14 protein-coding genes are annotated in these 14,369 nt (G+C 71.9%); 2 read left to right on the forward strand and 12 right to left on the reverse strand.

Annotated features, from left to right (window positions below; all coding sequences use genetic code 11):
- Position 1: 1 nt before the first annotated feature.
- From CKY28_RS14945 to map, 5 genes are all read right to left on the reverse strand, one after another.
- The gene (locus tag CKY28_RS14945; RefSeq protein WP_141243953.1) at positions 2-352 is read right to left on the reverse strand and encodes a hypothetical protein; all 351 of its coding nucleotides are present in this window, start codon (positions 350-352) and stop codon (positions 2-4) included.
- On the reverse strand, positions 336-2,564 hold the full coding sequence (gene purL / locus CKY28_RS14950; protein WP_095999138.1) for a phosphoribosylformylglycinamidine synthase subunit PurL: 2,229 nt from the start codon (positions 2,562-2,564) through the stop codon (positions 336-338). The genes CKY28_RS14945 and purL overlap by 17 nt, the downstream gene beginning before the upstream one ends.
- A gap of 32 nt (positions 2,565-2,596) precedes the next feature.
- Positions 2,597-3,280 carry a GNAT family N-acetyltransferase gene (locus CKY28_RS14955; RefSeq protein WP_095999139.1) on the reverse strand — a complete coding sequence of 228 codons (684 nt, stop codon included), beginning with the start codon at positions 3,278-3,280 and terminating at the stop codon, positions 2,597-2,599.
- Between the two features lie 18 nt (positions 3,281-3,298).
- Positions 3,299-5,287 carry a serine hydrolase domain-containing protein gene (locus CKY28_RS14960; protein ID WP_095999140.1) on the reverse strand — a complete coding sequence of 663 codons (1,989 nt, stop codon included), beginning with the start codon at positions 5,285-5,287 and terminating at the stop codon, positions 3,299-3,301.
- Positions 5,288-5,361: 74 nt separating this feature from the next.
- Positions 5,362-6,189 (reverse strand): type I methionyl aminopeptidase, encoded by an 828-nt coding sequence (gene map, locus CKY28_RS14965; protein WP_095999141.1) that lies wholly within the window; start codon positions 6,187-6,189, stop codon positions 5,362-5,364.
- 52 nt (positions 6,190-6,241) lie between these two features.
- Here map and CKY28_RS14970 point away from each other — a divergent pair, with 52 nt between their 5' ends.
- Positions 6,242-7,000 carry a competence/damage-inducible protein A gene (locus CKY28_RS14970; protein WP_095999268.1) on the forward strand — a complete coding sequence of 253 codons (759 nt, stop codon included), beginning with the start codon at positions 6,242-6,244 and terminating at the stop codon, positions 6,998-7,000.
- Here the strand turns inward: CKY28_RS14970 and CKY28_RS14975 are convergent.
- Positions 6,997-7,311, reverse strand: a complete 315-nt coding sequence (locus tag CKY28_RS14975; RefSeq protein ID WP_095999142.1) for a hypothetical protein — start codon at positions 7,309-7,311, stop codon at positions 6,997-6,999. The genes CKY28_RS14970 and CKY28_RS14975 overlap by 4 nt on opposite strands.
- 76 nt (positions 7,312-7,387) lie before the next feature.
- Here CKY28_RS14975 and CKY28_RS14980 point away from each other — a divergent pair, with 76 nt between their 5' ends.
- Entirely contained in the window at positions 7,388-8,170 is a 783-nt protein-coding gene (locus tag CKY28_RS14980; RefSeq protein ID WP_095999143.1) for a metallophosphoesterase family protein, read from the forward strand.
- Between the two features lie 216 nt (positions 8,171-8,386).
- Here the strand turns inward: CKY28_RS14980 and CKY28_RS14985 are convergent, their stop codons facing one another.
- Genes CKY28_RS14985 through CKY28_RS15010 form a run of 6 tightly spaced genes read right to left on the reverse strand, consistent with a single transcriptional unit; the run spans position 8,387 to position 14,250 of the window.
- Entirely contained in the window at positions 8,387-9,679 is a 1,293-nt protein-coding gene (locus CKY28_RS14985; RefSeq protein ID WP_095999144.1) for an erythromycin esterase family protein, read from the reverse strand.
- Positions 9,680-9,737: 58 nt separating this feature from the next.
- A complete protein-coding gene (locus CKY28_RS14990) occupies positions 9,738-10,532 on the reverse strand; it encodes a phosphodiester glycosidase family protein (RefSeq protein WP_245841862.1) in 795 nt (264 codons plus the stop codon).
- Positions 10,529-12,145: a M28 family peptidase gene (locus tag CKY28_RS14995; RefSeq protein WP_095999145.1), complete on the reverse strand. Its 1,617-nt coding sequence runs from the start codon at positions 12,143-12,145 to the stop codon at positions 10,529-10,531. Before CKY28_RS14995 ends, CKY28_RS14990 begins: the two co-directional genes overlap by 4 nt.
- Positions 12,146-12,182: 37 nt before the next feature.
- Complete coding sequence (locus CKY28_RS15000; RefSeq protein ID WP_095999146.1) at positions 12,183-12,551, reverse strand: hypothetical protein; 369 nt, start codon at positions 12,549-12,551, stop codon at positions 12,183-12,185.
- 20 nt (positions 12,552-12,571) lie between these two features.
- The gene (locus CKY28_RS15005) at positions 12,572-13,411 is read right to left on the reverse strand and encodes a metallophosphoesterase family protein (protein WP_095999147.1); all 840 of its coding nucleotides are present in this window, start codon (positions 13,409-13,411) and stop codon (positions 12,572-12,574) included.
- Positions 13,408-14,250 (reverse strand): hypothetical protein, encoded by an 843-nt coding sequence (locus CKY28_RS15010; protein WP_095999148.1) that lies wholly within the window; start codon positions 14,248-14,250, stop codon positions 13,408-13,410. The genes CKY28_RS15005 and CKY28_RS15010 overlap by 4 nt, the downstream gene beginning before the upstream one ends.
- Between the last annotated feature and the right edge of the window lie 119 nt (positions 14,251-14,369).

Here is a 14,369-nt window from a genome sequence, read left to right on the forward strand (position 1 = left end):
CCTAAGCGGCGGGCCCGAGTCGCGCCAGCCACCATCCCGGAAATAGCGCGGCCACCGCCGCCCAGATCGCCAGCGCGTCGAGAAGCCTGCGCCACCAGAGCTGGCCCAGCGCCTCGATCGAGACCCAGGCGGCGCGGAACATGGCGAGCGCGCCTATCACGCCCCACGCCGCCATCCACAGATCCCGGTCGTTCGCGCGCCACACCAGCCGGATCACGCCGAAGCCGCCGAGCAGCGGCACCGCCAGCGCCGAGGCCACGAACATCACGACGCCCGCGATCAGCGTCCACCAGGCGGAGCGCGTCTCCAGCCGCCCGCGCCAATCCATCCGGCCCTTAGGCGAGGGCGGCATCCGCGCCCATCAGCTTGGGGAAGAAGCCTTCGTGCGCCTCGCGCAGCTGGTCGAGCGTGACGACGTAGTCACCCTGCGGCAGCTCGAAGATGATGCGCTTGCCCGCGGTGCGGCCGATGGGGATCACGTCCACGCCCGCCGCGTCCGTCGAGAAGAGGAAATCGAGCAACGCCGTGTCGCGGATGGTGACGACGTAGAGACCTTGGTCCTCGGCGAACAGCGCCTCGTGGACGGGCCGGATCAGCGGCTTGTCGATGATCGCGCCGATGCCGCCCGCCAGCGCCATCTCCGCAAGGGCGACTGCGACGCCGCCGTCCGACACGTCGTGGACGGCGGTGAGGCACTTGGTGTTGATGCGGTGGCGGATCAGGTCGCCGACGCGCTTCTCAATCGCGAGGTCGACGGGCGGCGGCGGGCCGGCGTCGCGGCCTTCGATCCCGTGCACCTCGCGAAGCCAGAGCGACTGGCCCAAATGCCCGCCGCGGTTGCCGACGAGCAGGATCACGTCGCCCGGCTGCTTGAAAGCGATGGTCGCCGAGCGCTCCCAGTCGTCGAGCAGGCCGACGCCGCCGATCGCGGGCGTGGGCAGGATCGCGGAGCCGCCGCCGGTCGCCTTGCTCTCGTTGTAGAGCGACACGTTGCCGCTCACGATGGGGAAGTCGAGCTGGCGGCAGGCGTCGGCCATGCCCTCGATGCAGCCGACGAACTGGCCCATGATCTCCGGCCGCTGCGGGTTGGCGAAGTTCATGCAGTCGGTCGCCGCCAGCGGCTTCGCACCGACCGCGGTCAGGTTGCGCCACGTCTCCGCGATCGCCTGCCGCCCGCCCTGCACCGGGTCGGCATAACAGTAGCGCGGCGTGCAGTCGGTGGTGATCGCCAGGCCCTTGCTCGTCCCGTGCACGCGCACGACCGCCGCGTCGCCGCCGGGGCGTTGGACGGTGTCGGCGCCGACCATGTGGTCGTACTGCTCCCAAATCCAGCGCCGCGACGCGAGGTCGGGCGAGCCGATCAGCTTGAGGAGGTCGGCCGCGGGATCGGCGCATTCGGGGATGCTCGCGAGCGGGGCCGGAGGCTCGGTCGGCACGTGCGGGCGGTCGTACATCGGGGCGTCGTCGGCCAGCGGCCCGAGCGGGATGTCGCACACCGTCTCGCCGCGCCAGCGCAGCACCATGCGGCCCGTATCGGTAACGCGCCCGATCACCGCGAAGTCGAGCTCCCATTTCCGGAAGATCGCCTCCGCCTCCGCCTCGCGGCCGGGCTTCAGGACCATGAGCATGCGCTCCTGGCTCTCCGACAGCATCATCTCATAGGGCGTCATGCCCTCCTCGCGCTGGGGCACGTCGTCCATCACCAGCTCGATGCCTACACCGCCCTTCGAAGCCATCTCGACGGACGAGGAGGTCAGGCCCGCCGCGCCCATGTCCTGGATCGCGACGATCGCGTCGGACGCCATCAGCTCCAGGCACGCCTCGATCAGCAGCTTCTCCGTGAAGGGATCGCCGACCTGCACCGTGGGGCGCTTCTCGTCGGCGTCCTCGCCGAAATCGGCGGACGCCATGGTCGCGCCATGGATGCCGTCGCGGCCCGTTTTGGAGCCGACATAGACGATCGGGTTGCCCACGCCGCTCGCGGCCGAGAGGAAGATCTTGTCCTGGTCCGCAACGCCCACGCACATCGCGTTGACGAGGATGTTGCCGTCGTAAGCGGGGTGGAAGTTCACCTCGCCGCCCACCGTCGGTACGCCCACGCAGTTGCCGTAGCCGCCAATCCCGCGCACCACGCCGGAGATGAGGTGGCGCATCTTGGGATGGTCCGGCCGCCCGAACCGGAGCGCGTTCATGTTAGCGACGGGCCTGGCGCCCATGGTGAACACGTCGCGCATGATCCCGCCCACGCCCGTCGCCGCGCCCTGGTACGGCTCGATATAGCTGGGGTGGTTATGGCTCTCCATCTTGAACACGACGGCCTGACCGTCGCCGATGTCGACCACGCCCGCGTTCTCGCCCGGTCCCTGGATCACCTGCGGCCCCGTCGTCGGCAGCTTCTTCAGGTGTATGCGGCTCGACTTGTAGGAGCAGTGCTCCGACCACATCACCGAGAAGATGCCGAGCTCCACCAGATTCGGCTCCCGCCCGAGCGCGTGCAGCACGCGCTCATATTCTTCGGGCGACAGGCCGTGCTCGGCGACGATCTCGGGGGTGATGGGGCTCATGGGCGCGCAGATAGCGACGCCGGACGCGCAAGTCAGCCTCGCGCGAACAATCGATAGTCGAGCTCGGTCCTGATCCGAAAGCCGAGCGACTCGTACAGCGCGATCGTGGCGCCGTGGCCCGCATAGGCGTGAAGGAACGGTCGGTCGCCAGCGGCGGCGATCGCGCGGGCGACATGGGCCGACAGGATGCGGGCGTAGCCGCGCCCGCGGTGCTCGGGATCGGTGCATACGCCGCTCAGCTCGACGTGACCGGGCACCGCCAACCGCCTGCCGGCCATCGCGACGAGCCTGCCGCCCTGCTTCACGCCGACAAAGCCTCCGAAGCGGTGCGTCGCAGCCCGGAACGGGCCGGGTTCGGTGCGGGTAGCGAGGTCCAGCATGGCGGGCGCGTCGCTTTCGTTCAGCGGCACAATGTCGGCGCTCGCCTCGAATACGGGCACTTGGTCCGCGACCATCTGCACGCATCGTGCATCCCGTATGGGCGTGAGGCCGGGCGCCGCGGGCCAACCGGCGGGTTCGACGGTGCCGACGATCTCGCCGGGGCCGACGAGCCGGGCGAGCGCCGCGAGCGCGGGCTGCGACGCGTCGGCGGCGGCGGCGAACAATCCCATATCCGGCGACAGCCGGTGCGCGAGCGGGCCGCCCGTCGCGAACTCCGCCCGTCGCGTGGTCAGCGCCGACCAGACCGGCCGGTCGAGAAGGTGCCGGTCACCCACGCGTGACGGTTCGCTCGCTCAGGGCGCCTCGACGAACTTATACTCGTGCTGGCTGTCGCGGACGATCAGCGCGCGCTTGCCGCCTTCGGTCGCGACGACGAAGGGGAAGCCCAGCACCGTCGGCTCCAGCGTGACGAAGCTCGTGGTGCCGTCGTCGTTGCGCCTGGTCGCCATCGGCGATCCGAAAGAGGCGAAGCGGAACGAGGGTCGCCCGTCCGATCCGCGCGCCACCGTGATGCGCCCCAGGTCCGGGTTGACATAGGCCGGCGCGAGCGCGGCCACCGCGGCGGGGTCGGCGGGCAGCGTCAGCTTCTTGCGCTCGGTCGCGTATTCCGCCTTGATCCGCGCGGCCGACGCGGCGATGTCGCCCGCGGCCTCCGGCTTGCCGTCGTACAGGATCTCGAGCAGCCGCCGCATAAAGGGCCTGAGCAGCATCTGGCCCTGGTCCGAGTTGGTCAGGATCACCGCGCCGACGCCCGCGTCGGGCACCAGCATGATGTCGCTTTTGTAACCGCCCATGCTGCCGCCGTGATGCACGACGGGCACGCCCCAGTAGCTGTTGGTGAACAGCCCCATGCCGTAGGTCGAGTCCTCCCCCGTGGGCACGAAGGGCTGGCGGCGCGCGAGCAGGTTGGGCTTGGACACCCACTGACGCCCGTCGTCGAGCTTGCCCTCGTTCAGCTCGAAGCGGACATATTTGATCAGGTCGTTCGCAGTGGACCACGCACCGCCCGCCGGGCGGTAGGGGTGGATGGAGCGGTTGAACGCCATCGCCTCCGTGACGGACGCGACCGGCCTGCCGTCGATGTTATAGGCGTGCGGCCGGGCCCAGTTGCCCGCCATCGCCCGATCGAAGTCGAAGGTGGTGGCCGTCATGCCGAGCGGGCGGAACACCTTCTCGTCCATCGCCCGGTCGAACGCCGTCCCGACATCGGTCCCGGGATAGGCCAGGTGCCCCCCGACATAGCCCGCGGCGGTGGCCATGAGATTGTTGTACTGGAACACCTCGCCGAAGCCGCTGGTCGGCTGTGTCGCCGCGAGCTGCACGAACGTGTCGGCGGCGGGCGTCTTCGGCGTGCCGGTGAACAGCCATTGCAGGTCTTTCCGCGGCAGGCCCGTGCACGCGCACACCAAGTGCCGAACCAGCGTGCTGTTCGTCGTTTCCGGGCTCCCCAGCTTAAAGTCGGGATAGACTTGCGCGACCGGCTGATCCCACCTCAGCTTGCCCTCGTCCACCAGCTTGGCGAGCAGCAGCGTCGCCATGCCCTTGGTGTTGGACGCGATCATGAACTGCGTGTCGGCGTCGACCGGCTCCGGCCTGCCCAGCTCGCGTACGCCCAGCCCGGCCGAGTAGATGGTGCGGTTCCGGTCGGTGATCGCGAAGGACGCGCCCGGCACGCCCAGCTCGCGCATCGAAGTCTCCACGAAACTCCGGAGCATCGCGATGCGCTCGGGGGTCATGGCGTGCGCTTGTCTGCCCGCGAAGCTCTCGCGCGTATAGCCGGCCGGGCGCAGGCTCTGCGCGACGAGGTTGGCCGCGGCCGCGCGCTTCTCCGCGGTCGCCTCCGCGCCGTCGAACAGCAACACCGTCCAGCGGTCCTTGGCGCGCAGCGCGGTGGCGAACAGCGCGCGCTTCTCGTTCGGCGAGACCTCGTAGTCGACGACGTGGCGCTCGTCCCAGCCGTTGCGCGGCGGCCTGGCGGTGACGAGCTTGGGCGGCCGCGTCATGGCCGGCGCGTAAGCCGTCCAGGCGGACGCGACCGCGGCCTTGGCGTCGGGAGCGGGGCCGACGTCCACCAGCGCGATCTTGAGGTCGCCCTCCGGCGCGCCGAGCTCGGCGAAGCGGGGCGCCTCACGCAAGCTCCACGCCTTGGGCGCGGTGAAGGTCGAGCCGCCGGGCGTCTTGGCCGGCCGATCCGCCTGCGCGTCCGCCGCAGCGGCCGGGGTCTGCGCAGCAACCGGCGCCGTGCCGAGCAACAGGGCCAAAGCAGTCAGAGTCGCGCGCATGATGACCTTCCCGTCCGTTCGCCGGGGGAGGCTATGTCCGATCCGGGGCCCCGGCTAGGGCCATTCCGTACAAATCACAGGTAGGGCGGCGCGTGCCAGCCCTTGGGGCTGAGCGTGAAGATCTCGCAGCCCTGCTCGGTGATGCCGATCGAGTGCTCGAACTGCGCCGACAGCGAGCGGTCGCGCGTCACCGCCGTCCAGCCGTCGTCCAGCAGCTTCACGTCCGGCCGGCCGATGTTGATCATCGGCTCGACGGTGAAGATCATGCCGGGCTTCAGCTCCGGGCCGGTGCCGGGCTTGCCCACGTGCACCACCTCCGGCGCGTCGTGGAACAGGCGGCCGAGCCCGTGGCCGCAGAAGTCGCGCACCACGCCGTAGCGGTGGCGCTCCGCGTGGCGCTGGATCGCGTGCGCGACGTCGCCGAGGTGGTTGCCGGGCTTGGCCTGCTCCAGCCCCAGCATCAGGCACTCGTACGTCACCTCGACCAGGCGCTTCGCCTTCAGCGGCACGTCGCCGATCAGGTACATGCGGCTCGAGTCGCCGTGCCAACCGTCGAGGATGGGCGTCACGTCGACGTTGACGATATCGCCCGACTTCAGCGTCTTCTCCGACGGGATGCCGTGGCAGACGACGTGATTGATCGAGATGCAGGTCGAATGCGTGTAGCCGCGATAGCCCAGCGTCGCCGGGACGCCGCCGCGCGCGGTGATGAAGTCGTACGCCAGCCGGTCGATCTCGGCGGTGGTGACGCCCGGCACCATGTGCGGGACCAGCATGTCCAGCGTCTCGGCGCAGAGACGCCCGGCGCGGTGCATGCCGTCGAACGCGGCGCGCCCGTGCAGCTTGATGGCGCCGGTGCGGCCCTCGGGCGCGTCGGAGGTGACGGTGACGTAGTCGGTCATGGGCGGGCATATACGCTTGCGGCCCGGCCATTGCGAGGGCAACGCGGACGCCATGGAGCAGACACGCATCTGGACCGCCGGGCTCGTCGTGATCGGCGACGAGATCCTGTCGGGCCGCACCCAGGACAAGAACGTCTCCCAGATCGCCGCCTGGCTCAACGTCCAGGGCATCCAGCTCGCCGAGGCGCGGGTGGTGGGCGACCGGACGGAAGCGATCGTCGAGGCGGTGGGCGCGCTCAGGGCGGCGTACGACTATTGCTTCACCACCGGCGGCATCGGGCCGACGCACGACGACATCACGGTGGACGCGATCGCCGAGCTGCTGGGCGTGCCCGTCGTGCACCACCCGGACGCGATGGCGGTGCTGGAGCGCTACTACGCCGGCCGCGGCGGCATGAACGAGGCCCGCGCCCGCATGGCGCGCGTGCCGGAAGGGGCGGAGCTGATCCCCAACCGGGTCTCGGGCGCGCCGGGCATCCGGGTCGGCAACCTGTTCATCATGGCGGGCGTGCCACACATCACGGCGGGCATGCTCGACACGCTGACGGGGCAGCTCGAGGGCGGGCGTCCGGTGGTGTCGAAGTCGATCGGCTGCTGGGTCGCCGAGAGCGAGGTCGCCGACCTGCTCCGCTCGACGGAGAAGGCGTTCGAGGGCGTGGCGATCGGCAGCTACCCCTTCTTCCGCGAGGGCAGAGTGGGGGCGAACTTCGTCGTGCGTTCGCCCGACGAGGCGCTGGTGGACGCGTGCCTGGCGCACCTGACGCGCGAGCTGGAGACGGCGGGACGTGAGGTGGCGCAGGGCGGGATTTAGGGAAGCAGCCCCGCCCACCACTCCGCATACGGCGTCCCCGCCGCCATGCGCCGGTTCCAGTCCGGTGCGCCGTCGCTCCACCAGACCGGCCCGCGCTCACCCAGCGCCAGCTTCGCCCGGTGTACGTCCGCTCGCGCCGCGCGCTCCGCCTCCGCGTCGCCCGCGCGTTTCGCCGCGCCGACCCGCCGCCGCGCGTGCATCAGCTCGCGCACCAGCGCCTCGCGCCGTTCGGGTGGGAGCGACGGGTCGGAGCAGCGCCACAGCCGCCCACGCACCACGAAATAGCGGCCGTCGGGCGTGACCGGGTACATGGCTTCTCCAACGCGCGCGGAGCCGGTAGGAGCCCCGGCGCGTTCCGCTTGTCTGCCTCACCATCAAGGTTCCCGCATGATCCGCCTGTTCCACGTCAGCGACGTCCATTTCGGCGCGGAGGACGTCGCCGCGCTCCGCTGGTTCGAGGAGCGCGTGGCGGACGAGAAGCCGGACGCGGTGGTGATGACGGGCGACCTGACGATGCGCGCGCGCCGCCGCGAGTTCGAGGCCGGCGGCAAATGGCTCCAGGGCCTCGCCGCGCCCGTGACCGTGGAGGTCGGCAACCACGACATCCCCTACTACTGGGACCCGATCGGCCGCTTCCTGAACCCGTATCGCCGCTACAAGGCGCTGGAGCGGATGATCGAGCGCGAGCTGCAGCTGCCGGGCGTCACCATCGTGCCCTTGAAGACGACGGCGCGCGCGCAGTGGCGGATGAACTGGTCCAAGGGCATGGTCGACCAGCGCTCGCTGCGCCAGGCGCTCAAGCAGATCGCCCAGGCGCCCAAGGGCAACACCATCCTCGTAGCCGGGCACCACCCGCTCGTCGACGTGGGCACGCGCGGCACCGCCAAGACGTTGGGCGGCGAGGACGCGTTGCGCCGACTGGCGGGTGCGGGCGCGCATGCGGTGCTGTCGGGGCACGTGCACGACCCGTTCGACGTGCCCGTCACGCGCGGCGGCTGGACGGTGCGCATGATCGGCGCGGGCACGCTCTCCAAGCGCACGCGCGAGACGCCGCCGGCGTTCAACGAGATCCGCGTGGAGGGCGGCCGATTCGAGACGCTGATCCGGACCTTCTCGAAGCAGCCGAAAATCCCGATCAGCGAGACGACCAGGGCGGGGGCGGCCGCCTAAAATCCTCCCCCGCCCACGGCGGGGGGAGGGGGACCAGCGAAGCTGGTGGAGGGGGAGCTACGGGATGCGGCATCGCCCACGGCCTGCGTCCCGCAGGCCGGCTCCGCGCGGCGACATGCCCCCGGCATGTCGCTCGTCGCGCTACGCCCCACCACCACCACGCCGCAAGCGGCGCGGTCCCCCTCCCCCGCTGTAAGCGGGGGAGGAATGGTCGAGTCACATCCCGAACGGCCAGGTGTCGTCCGCACTCGCCTCCGTTCCGTCCGCCGCACCCGGCAGCGGCGTCACCGCGCCCGTCTCGTCGAACCAGACCCAGCCGTCATACTGCCGCGCGAGGCTCGCCTCGGCATAGTGGCTCCACCGCTCGGTGTCGGGGCGGTAGATGACGCCGATGAACCGCTCCAGCCGGTCGGGGCCGAGGTCGATGCGCTCCCGCAAGTCGAGCAGGAACCGCTGGTGGCCCGCGTCGTGGCTCGCGCGCTCCCACGAATCCGGGCGCGAGGGGTTGACGCGTTTCACCTCCATCGGCCCGTCCCAGTCGGTCGCCGCCGCGACGGTGCCCGTATGCGTGCCGAAACCGATCAGCCGCGCGTCGCTGCCGTGCCGCTCGCGCATCAGCTGGCCCAGGTTCAGCTCGCCCCGCTCGCGGCCCATGTCCGTATCGCGCGCGTCGCCGATATGACTGTTGTGCGCCCAGACGACCGCCTTCACGCCGGGTCTCGCCTCCAGCATCAGGTCCAGCGTGTCCGCCATATGCGTGTCGCGCAAGTTCCAGCTTTCCGCCGAGCCCTGGTACATGACGCGGTAATAGGCCTCCGCATTCGCCACGAGCCGAGCGTTCTGCGCGGCGTCCAGGAAGTCGGGGTCGTCGGCGCGGCCCTGCTCGAGCAAGTCGATCAGCATGGCGACGACCTTCTCCTCGCACTCGGCATAGCCCTGCGTCCACGCCTTACGGCCGTAGTGCGCGGGGTCGTCGCGCCAGGGCGTCAGACACCCGTAGCGGTCGCGCGCGACCGCCGCGGCCTCCGGATCGGTACGGTCGAGATAGTCGATCACCGCCCGGGTCGCGCCGCCCATGTTGTAGAGATCGAGGCCGTAGAAGCCGACCTGGGCGTCCGCCGCCCGGTCCCGGTTCCACTCGGTCATCCAGCGCACCAGCGCGTTGACGTCGGTGTTGCGCCACATCCAGGTCGGGAAGCGGCGGAAGGGCCGGCCCAGCTCCGGGCGCTCGGGAGCCCCGCGCACGCGCCGGTTGATGACCGCCGCGTCCGGCCAGTCCGCCTCGACGGCGACGACCGTGAAGCCGTGCCGCTCGACCAGCCGCCGCGTGATCGCGGCGCGGGCGCGGTAGAACTCGCTTGTCCCGTGGCTCGCCTCGCCGAGCAGCACCACGCGCGCGTCGGCGTAGCGGTCGAAGGCGGCGGCGAACTCCGGGTCGTCGAGTGGCGGCAGCGGCTCGGCGCGGTCCCGGATCAGCTCGGCGGCGTCGGACAGTGTCTGTGTGGCCATGGGCGTCCTCCTGCGCGGGAGAACGCATGGGCCGGGTGGCCGGGGGCGGGCGACGTCGTTAACTTGTGTGGGTCGCGGGGCGGCTCACGACCAGCATCGGCCCGAGCTGCGAGTAGCCGTCCCGACGTCCCGCGCCCGGGTCCCACAGGCTCGACACGCTGCCGTCGAGGAACAGCGCGTCCCGGCAGCCGAGCGCGTCGCGGAACAGCCGGGCGAAGCGGCCGAACGAGACCGGGTCCTCGCTGATGACGAAGTAGGCCGTGCGCCCGTCGCGCACGCCGACGCCGTTGCGGACGAGGCGGGACTCGCCATCCTCGTCGAAGGCGGGGTGGAGCTCGCCGTCGATCACCAGCATCGGCCCCGACTGGGTGGCGAGGCGCGGGGAGGGAACGCGCTCGCGGAAGCGGCGGCTCTCGGTCACCGACATGCGGCCGTCCCCGTCCACCGCGAACACGCCGTTGGGCAGGAGGTGGAAGTTGCCCGGCCCCTGCCGCAGGTTGAGCGGCCGCTCCTCCTCGCCGTCGTCAACGTACAGCCCGATCGGCCGCCCCGCTTCGTCGTACATGCCCGCGTTCATCGCGAAGCGCACATCCCGCGCGCGCGGCCCCAGCGCCTGCTCCAGTGCGGCGAGGCTGCGTAAGGGCGCGCCGTCCGGCCCGTCCACCACCAGCTCCAGCCGGTCGCGCCGCGCGTCGACGGGGCAGACGGTGAAGTCCGTCTCCTCGAACACGCGCGCCTCGCAGGCCGCGCGGCGGGGTGCGGTGATCATCTCCACCGCCGCCGGGTCGGGCTCGGGCTCCCGCTCCGCGCCGCAGCCGGCGAGAAGCAGCGCCGCCGCGAGGAGGCGCTTCACCGCCGACGGCTACGCGACTTTGCCCGGATCGCGCCCCACTCCTGACCGCTACGCCATTCGGGCCAGCGGCCGCCGTCCGCCACCTCGCGGGCGAGCGCGTACACCAGCGCGCCGTCCTGCGCGGCGGCGGCCATGTCCCACTCCTCGCGGAACTCGTCGCAGCGCTGGTGATAGCACTGCGAATTATACTGCTCGACGACCGCATCGGCGCGTCCGCCGGTAGCCAGGTCGCGGCCCGCGCGGAAATAGAGCGACGGCACACCCGCCTGCGCAAAGGCGTAGTGGTCGGACCGCTGGTACCAGCCCGCCTCGGGTGCCACCTCCGGTTCGATGCGGCGGCCCTGCGCCCCCGCCAGCCGCTGCAGGTCGTCCTCCAGGTCGACGCGCCCCGCGCCGATCAGCTCGACCGACCGCGTCGCGGGCAGCGCGAGGTGCGGGTCGAGGTTGAACACCGCCGCCGTCGTCTCCAGCGGCCGGAGCGGGTCGGCGACGTAATGGTACGCGCCGAGCAGCCCGTCCTCCTCCGACGTGTAGCCGATGAAGAGCAAGGTGCGCTTGGGCCGCGGCCCTCGCGCGAAGGCGCGCGCGACCTCGATCATCGTCGCGGTGCCGACCGCGTTGTCCACCGCGCCGTTGCGGATCGTGTCGCCCGTCGCGTCCGCCGGGCCCGCGCCGTACGCGTCCCAGTGTGCGCCGAACACCACCGTCTCGTCGGCTCTGCCCGCGCCGTCCAGCTTGGCGACGAAGTTGCGCGTCGTCATGGGCGAAGCGGTCACAGTGGCGGAGCCGCCGATGCTGACGTTCGGCACCGCGACCGCGCGGAAGCCGGGCCGCTGCGCCTGGGCGATCAGCGCCTCCAGATCGAGGCCCCCGCGCGAGAACATCGCCGCCGCGAGGTCGCCCGAGACATAGCCCGTCAGCCGCGCCGGGCCGGTCGGCGCGGGCGCGGAGGCGAGGCGGAAGGTCGGGTTGGGGTCGCTGTTCCACAGCTGCTGCCACGGCCAGCTCGTCAGCGCCTGGCGATGGATCTGCAGCACCGCGACAGCACCCCGCGCGAACGCCGCCTGCGCCTTGCCGCCCGCGTAGCGGCTGCGCTGGCGACCGCCGAACGGCCCCGTCTCCTGATCGAAATCGGGGTCGTTGGGCAGGATCAGCACGACCTTGCCGCGGACATCCGCGCCCGCGTAATCGTCCCAGCCGAGTTCCGGCGCGTGGATGCCGAAACCGGCGAACACGACGGGCGCGTCCGTCACGCTCGCCGTGCCCTCGTGGCTCGTGCCGATCGACCAGTCGCGCGCGCGGGCCGTAGGCAGGCGGCGGCCGGCCGCCGTGACCTGAAGGTCGAGCGCGCCCTTGTCCATGCGGATCAGCGGCACGTCCTGGAACCAGGACCCGTTCGGCCCCGCCGGCTGGAGCCCCGCCGCCTCGAACTGCTGCTTGAGGTAAGCGAGCGTCATCGTCTCCCCGCGCTCGCCGGGGCCGCGGCCCTGGAAGGCGTCGGAGGACATGACGCGCACGTCCTCGCGGATCGCGTCGGCCTGGACGGGGGAGGGGGTCTGCGCGCCCAGCGGGGCGGCGGCCAGGAGCAGGGCGGAAACGACGGGGAAGCGCATGCCCGACCGCTAGCCCCGCCCGCGCCGCCGCGCCAGATCAGTTCGTGAAGTAGCCGCCCCAGCCCTTGATGCGGCGGCGGTTGCGCGTGGCGAACGCCCGGGCGCTGAGCGCGCCGCCGAGCAGCAGCAGGAGCATGAGCGAGCCGAGGCGCGGGAGGGTCGCTTCGGCCGCGACCGCCAGCACCGCCGCGACCGCGATCGCGGCGACATGGGCGATGCAGGCCCACAGCACCCGCCGGCGCTGCGGCGGGTCCGGCGCGTCGAAGGGCGCGACCACCGCCAGGCACGCCGCCCCGACGGCGATCGCCGCCACCACGGCGACCGGCGCTCCGCCCAGGTGCATCCAGGCGGCGACCAGCAGCGACAGGATCGACAGGAGCGCGGCGAAAATGCGGAGCTGAGACATGGTGACCCTCGGTATCGGCGTTACGCGACGGGGGTCGCGGCCGGGGCCGAGGTGGGCGCGCAGGCCCGCGCCTGCAGGAACTCCACCGTCGAGTCCGCCAGGCGGACGGCCGTCAACACGCCCGTCGCATATGCGCCCGTGTCGATCCCGATCCTGTAACGCGTCACCTCCGGCATGTCGTCCGTCCAGCTATGGCCGTGCACGACGATCTTCTCGAAACGGTACTCTCCTTCCAAGAACTCGTCGCGGATCCACAGGAGGTCGTCCTCGTCCTGCCTTGCGAGCGGGACCCCCGGCCGGAGCCCCGCGTGCACGAAGACGTAGTCGCCGCACGTCACCTGCGTCGGCAGGGCGCGCAGGAACTGGAGGTGCGAGGCCGGGAGCCGGTCCATCAGCGCGTCGCGCACCGCCCAGCACCGCTCGGCCAGGTCGTCCCCGGGCACCGCGACGTCGTACGCCGCGAGCGTCTCCGCGCCGCCGAACTGGAGCCAGGGCAGCGCCTTGTCGGGCTCGGCGAGGAAGGTGAGCAGCATCTCCTCATGATTGCCGCGCAGGAACGCGACCTCGACCGTGGCGTGGCGGGACAGCCAGACCAGCGTCGACACCACCTTCGCCGACGCCGGGCCGCGATCGACGTAATCGCCGACGAAGATCAGCAGCGGCTTGTCGGCGGGCGCGAGCGTCGCGACGTCCGCCACGATCGCCTCCAGGAGCTCGACCAGCAGGTCGTAGCGCCCGTGGACGTCGCCCACCGCGTAGACGACCCGGCCCCCCGTCTTCGCCGAGGTCGGCCCGCCGGCGGGCGCGGCGCGGCGCACCACCTCGACGCCGCGCGAGGGGCCGTCCGTGTGCGCCGTCATCGGCGCTCGCCGCGGCTGGAGCGGTCGAGAAAGTCGGCCAGCCGGTTGTAGCGCGCGATCGCCGCGTCGGGCTCGTCGTCCGCGACCTTGCGCGCGCGCGCCCAGCGCGCCCGAACGCCGAACAGATATTCCGCCGGAACGCCGCTGCGCTTGGCCCGCTCATAGGAGGCGGACAGGCGGTTATGGGCGGCAAGCACGTCCTGGTAGATGCAGTGATCCTCCGGGCTGCCCGGCGCGCAGCCTCTCCGCCGAGGCGCGGTCGCCCGTTGCGTCCGGCGCTCGGGAGGCGCGGCCGCGAGGACCCTCGTCGCGGAAGGACGCGGCGCGGGCGTCGCCCCCCGTGCGGCCCGCTCGCGCGCCTCGCTCGAGCGGGCGGCCGTCGCCGGGGCGACGTCTTCCGACCGGCGCGCCTCGCCCGAACGCGGCGCCGCGCTCGGCGCGGCCGCAGGCGGGGAGGAGCGCGGCTCGGGCGACTCGTCGGCGCGGGGCGACGCGCCGGCGGTGGCGTCCGGAACAGGGCGATCCGGCTGCAATTTCAGGTCGGCGACGGCGTCCGGGGTCGGTGGCGCGGTCGGATCGGCCGAGGGTGGTGCGGCCTGCGCGGCCGGACGCTGCGCGACCCGCACTTCCGGGGCCTGCGTCGCCGTCGGTCCGCCGACGCCCGCCGTCAAACGGTGTACTGCGAACGCCAGGAGGAACAGGAGCAGCAGCGCGGGCGCCGCCACCGTGATCCACCGACCGCCCTTGCGTGCGCGCGCGACCCCGCCGCCGCGCTCCTGCGGCACGAGCGCCTGGGAACCGGACGGGCGCGCGCCCAGCGGCCGGAAGACGCGCTCCATATCGGCTCTGACGATATCGTCTCGATCGGACCCGGCCGCCATCATCACTCTTTCCGCGACCTCATTGCCGTGTCCTGCATGAAGATCGCGTTTATTGCCAGACCGACGCTCGACGCGGG

It is taken from the genome of Sphingomonas lenta, from assembly GCF_002288825.1.
Taxonomy (GTDB): Bacteria; Pseudomonadota; Alphaproteobacteria; order Sphingomonadales; family Sphingomonadaceae; genus Sphingomonas; species Sphingomonas lenta.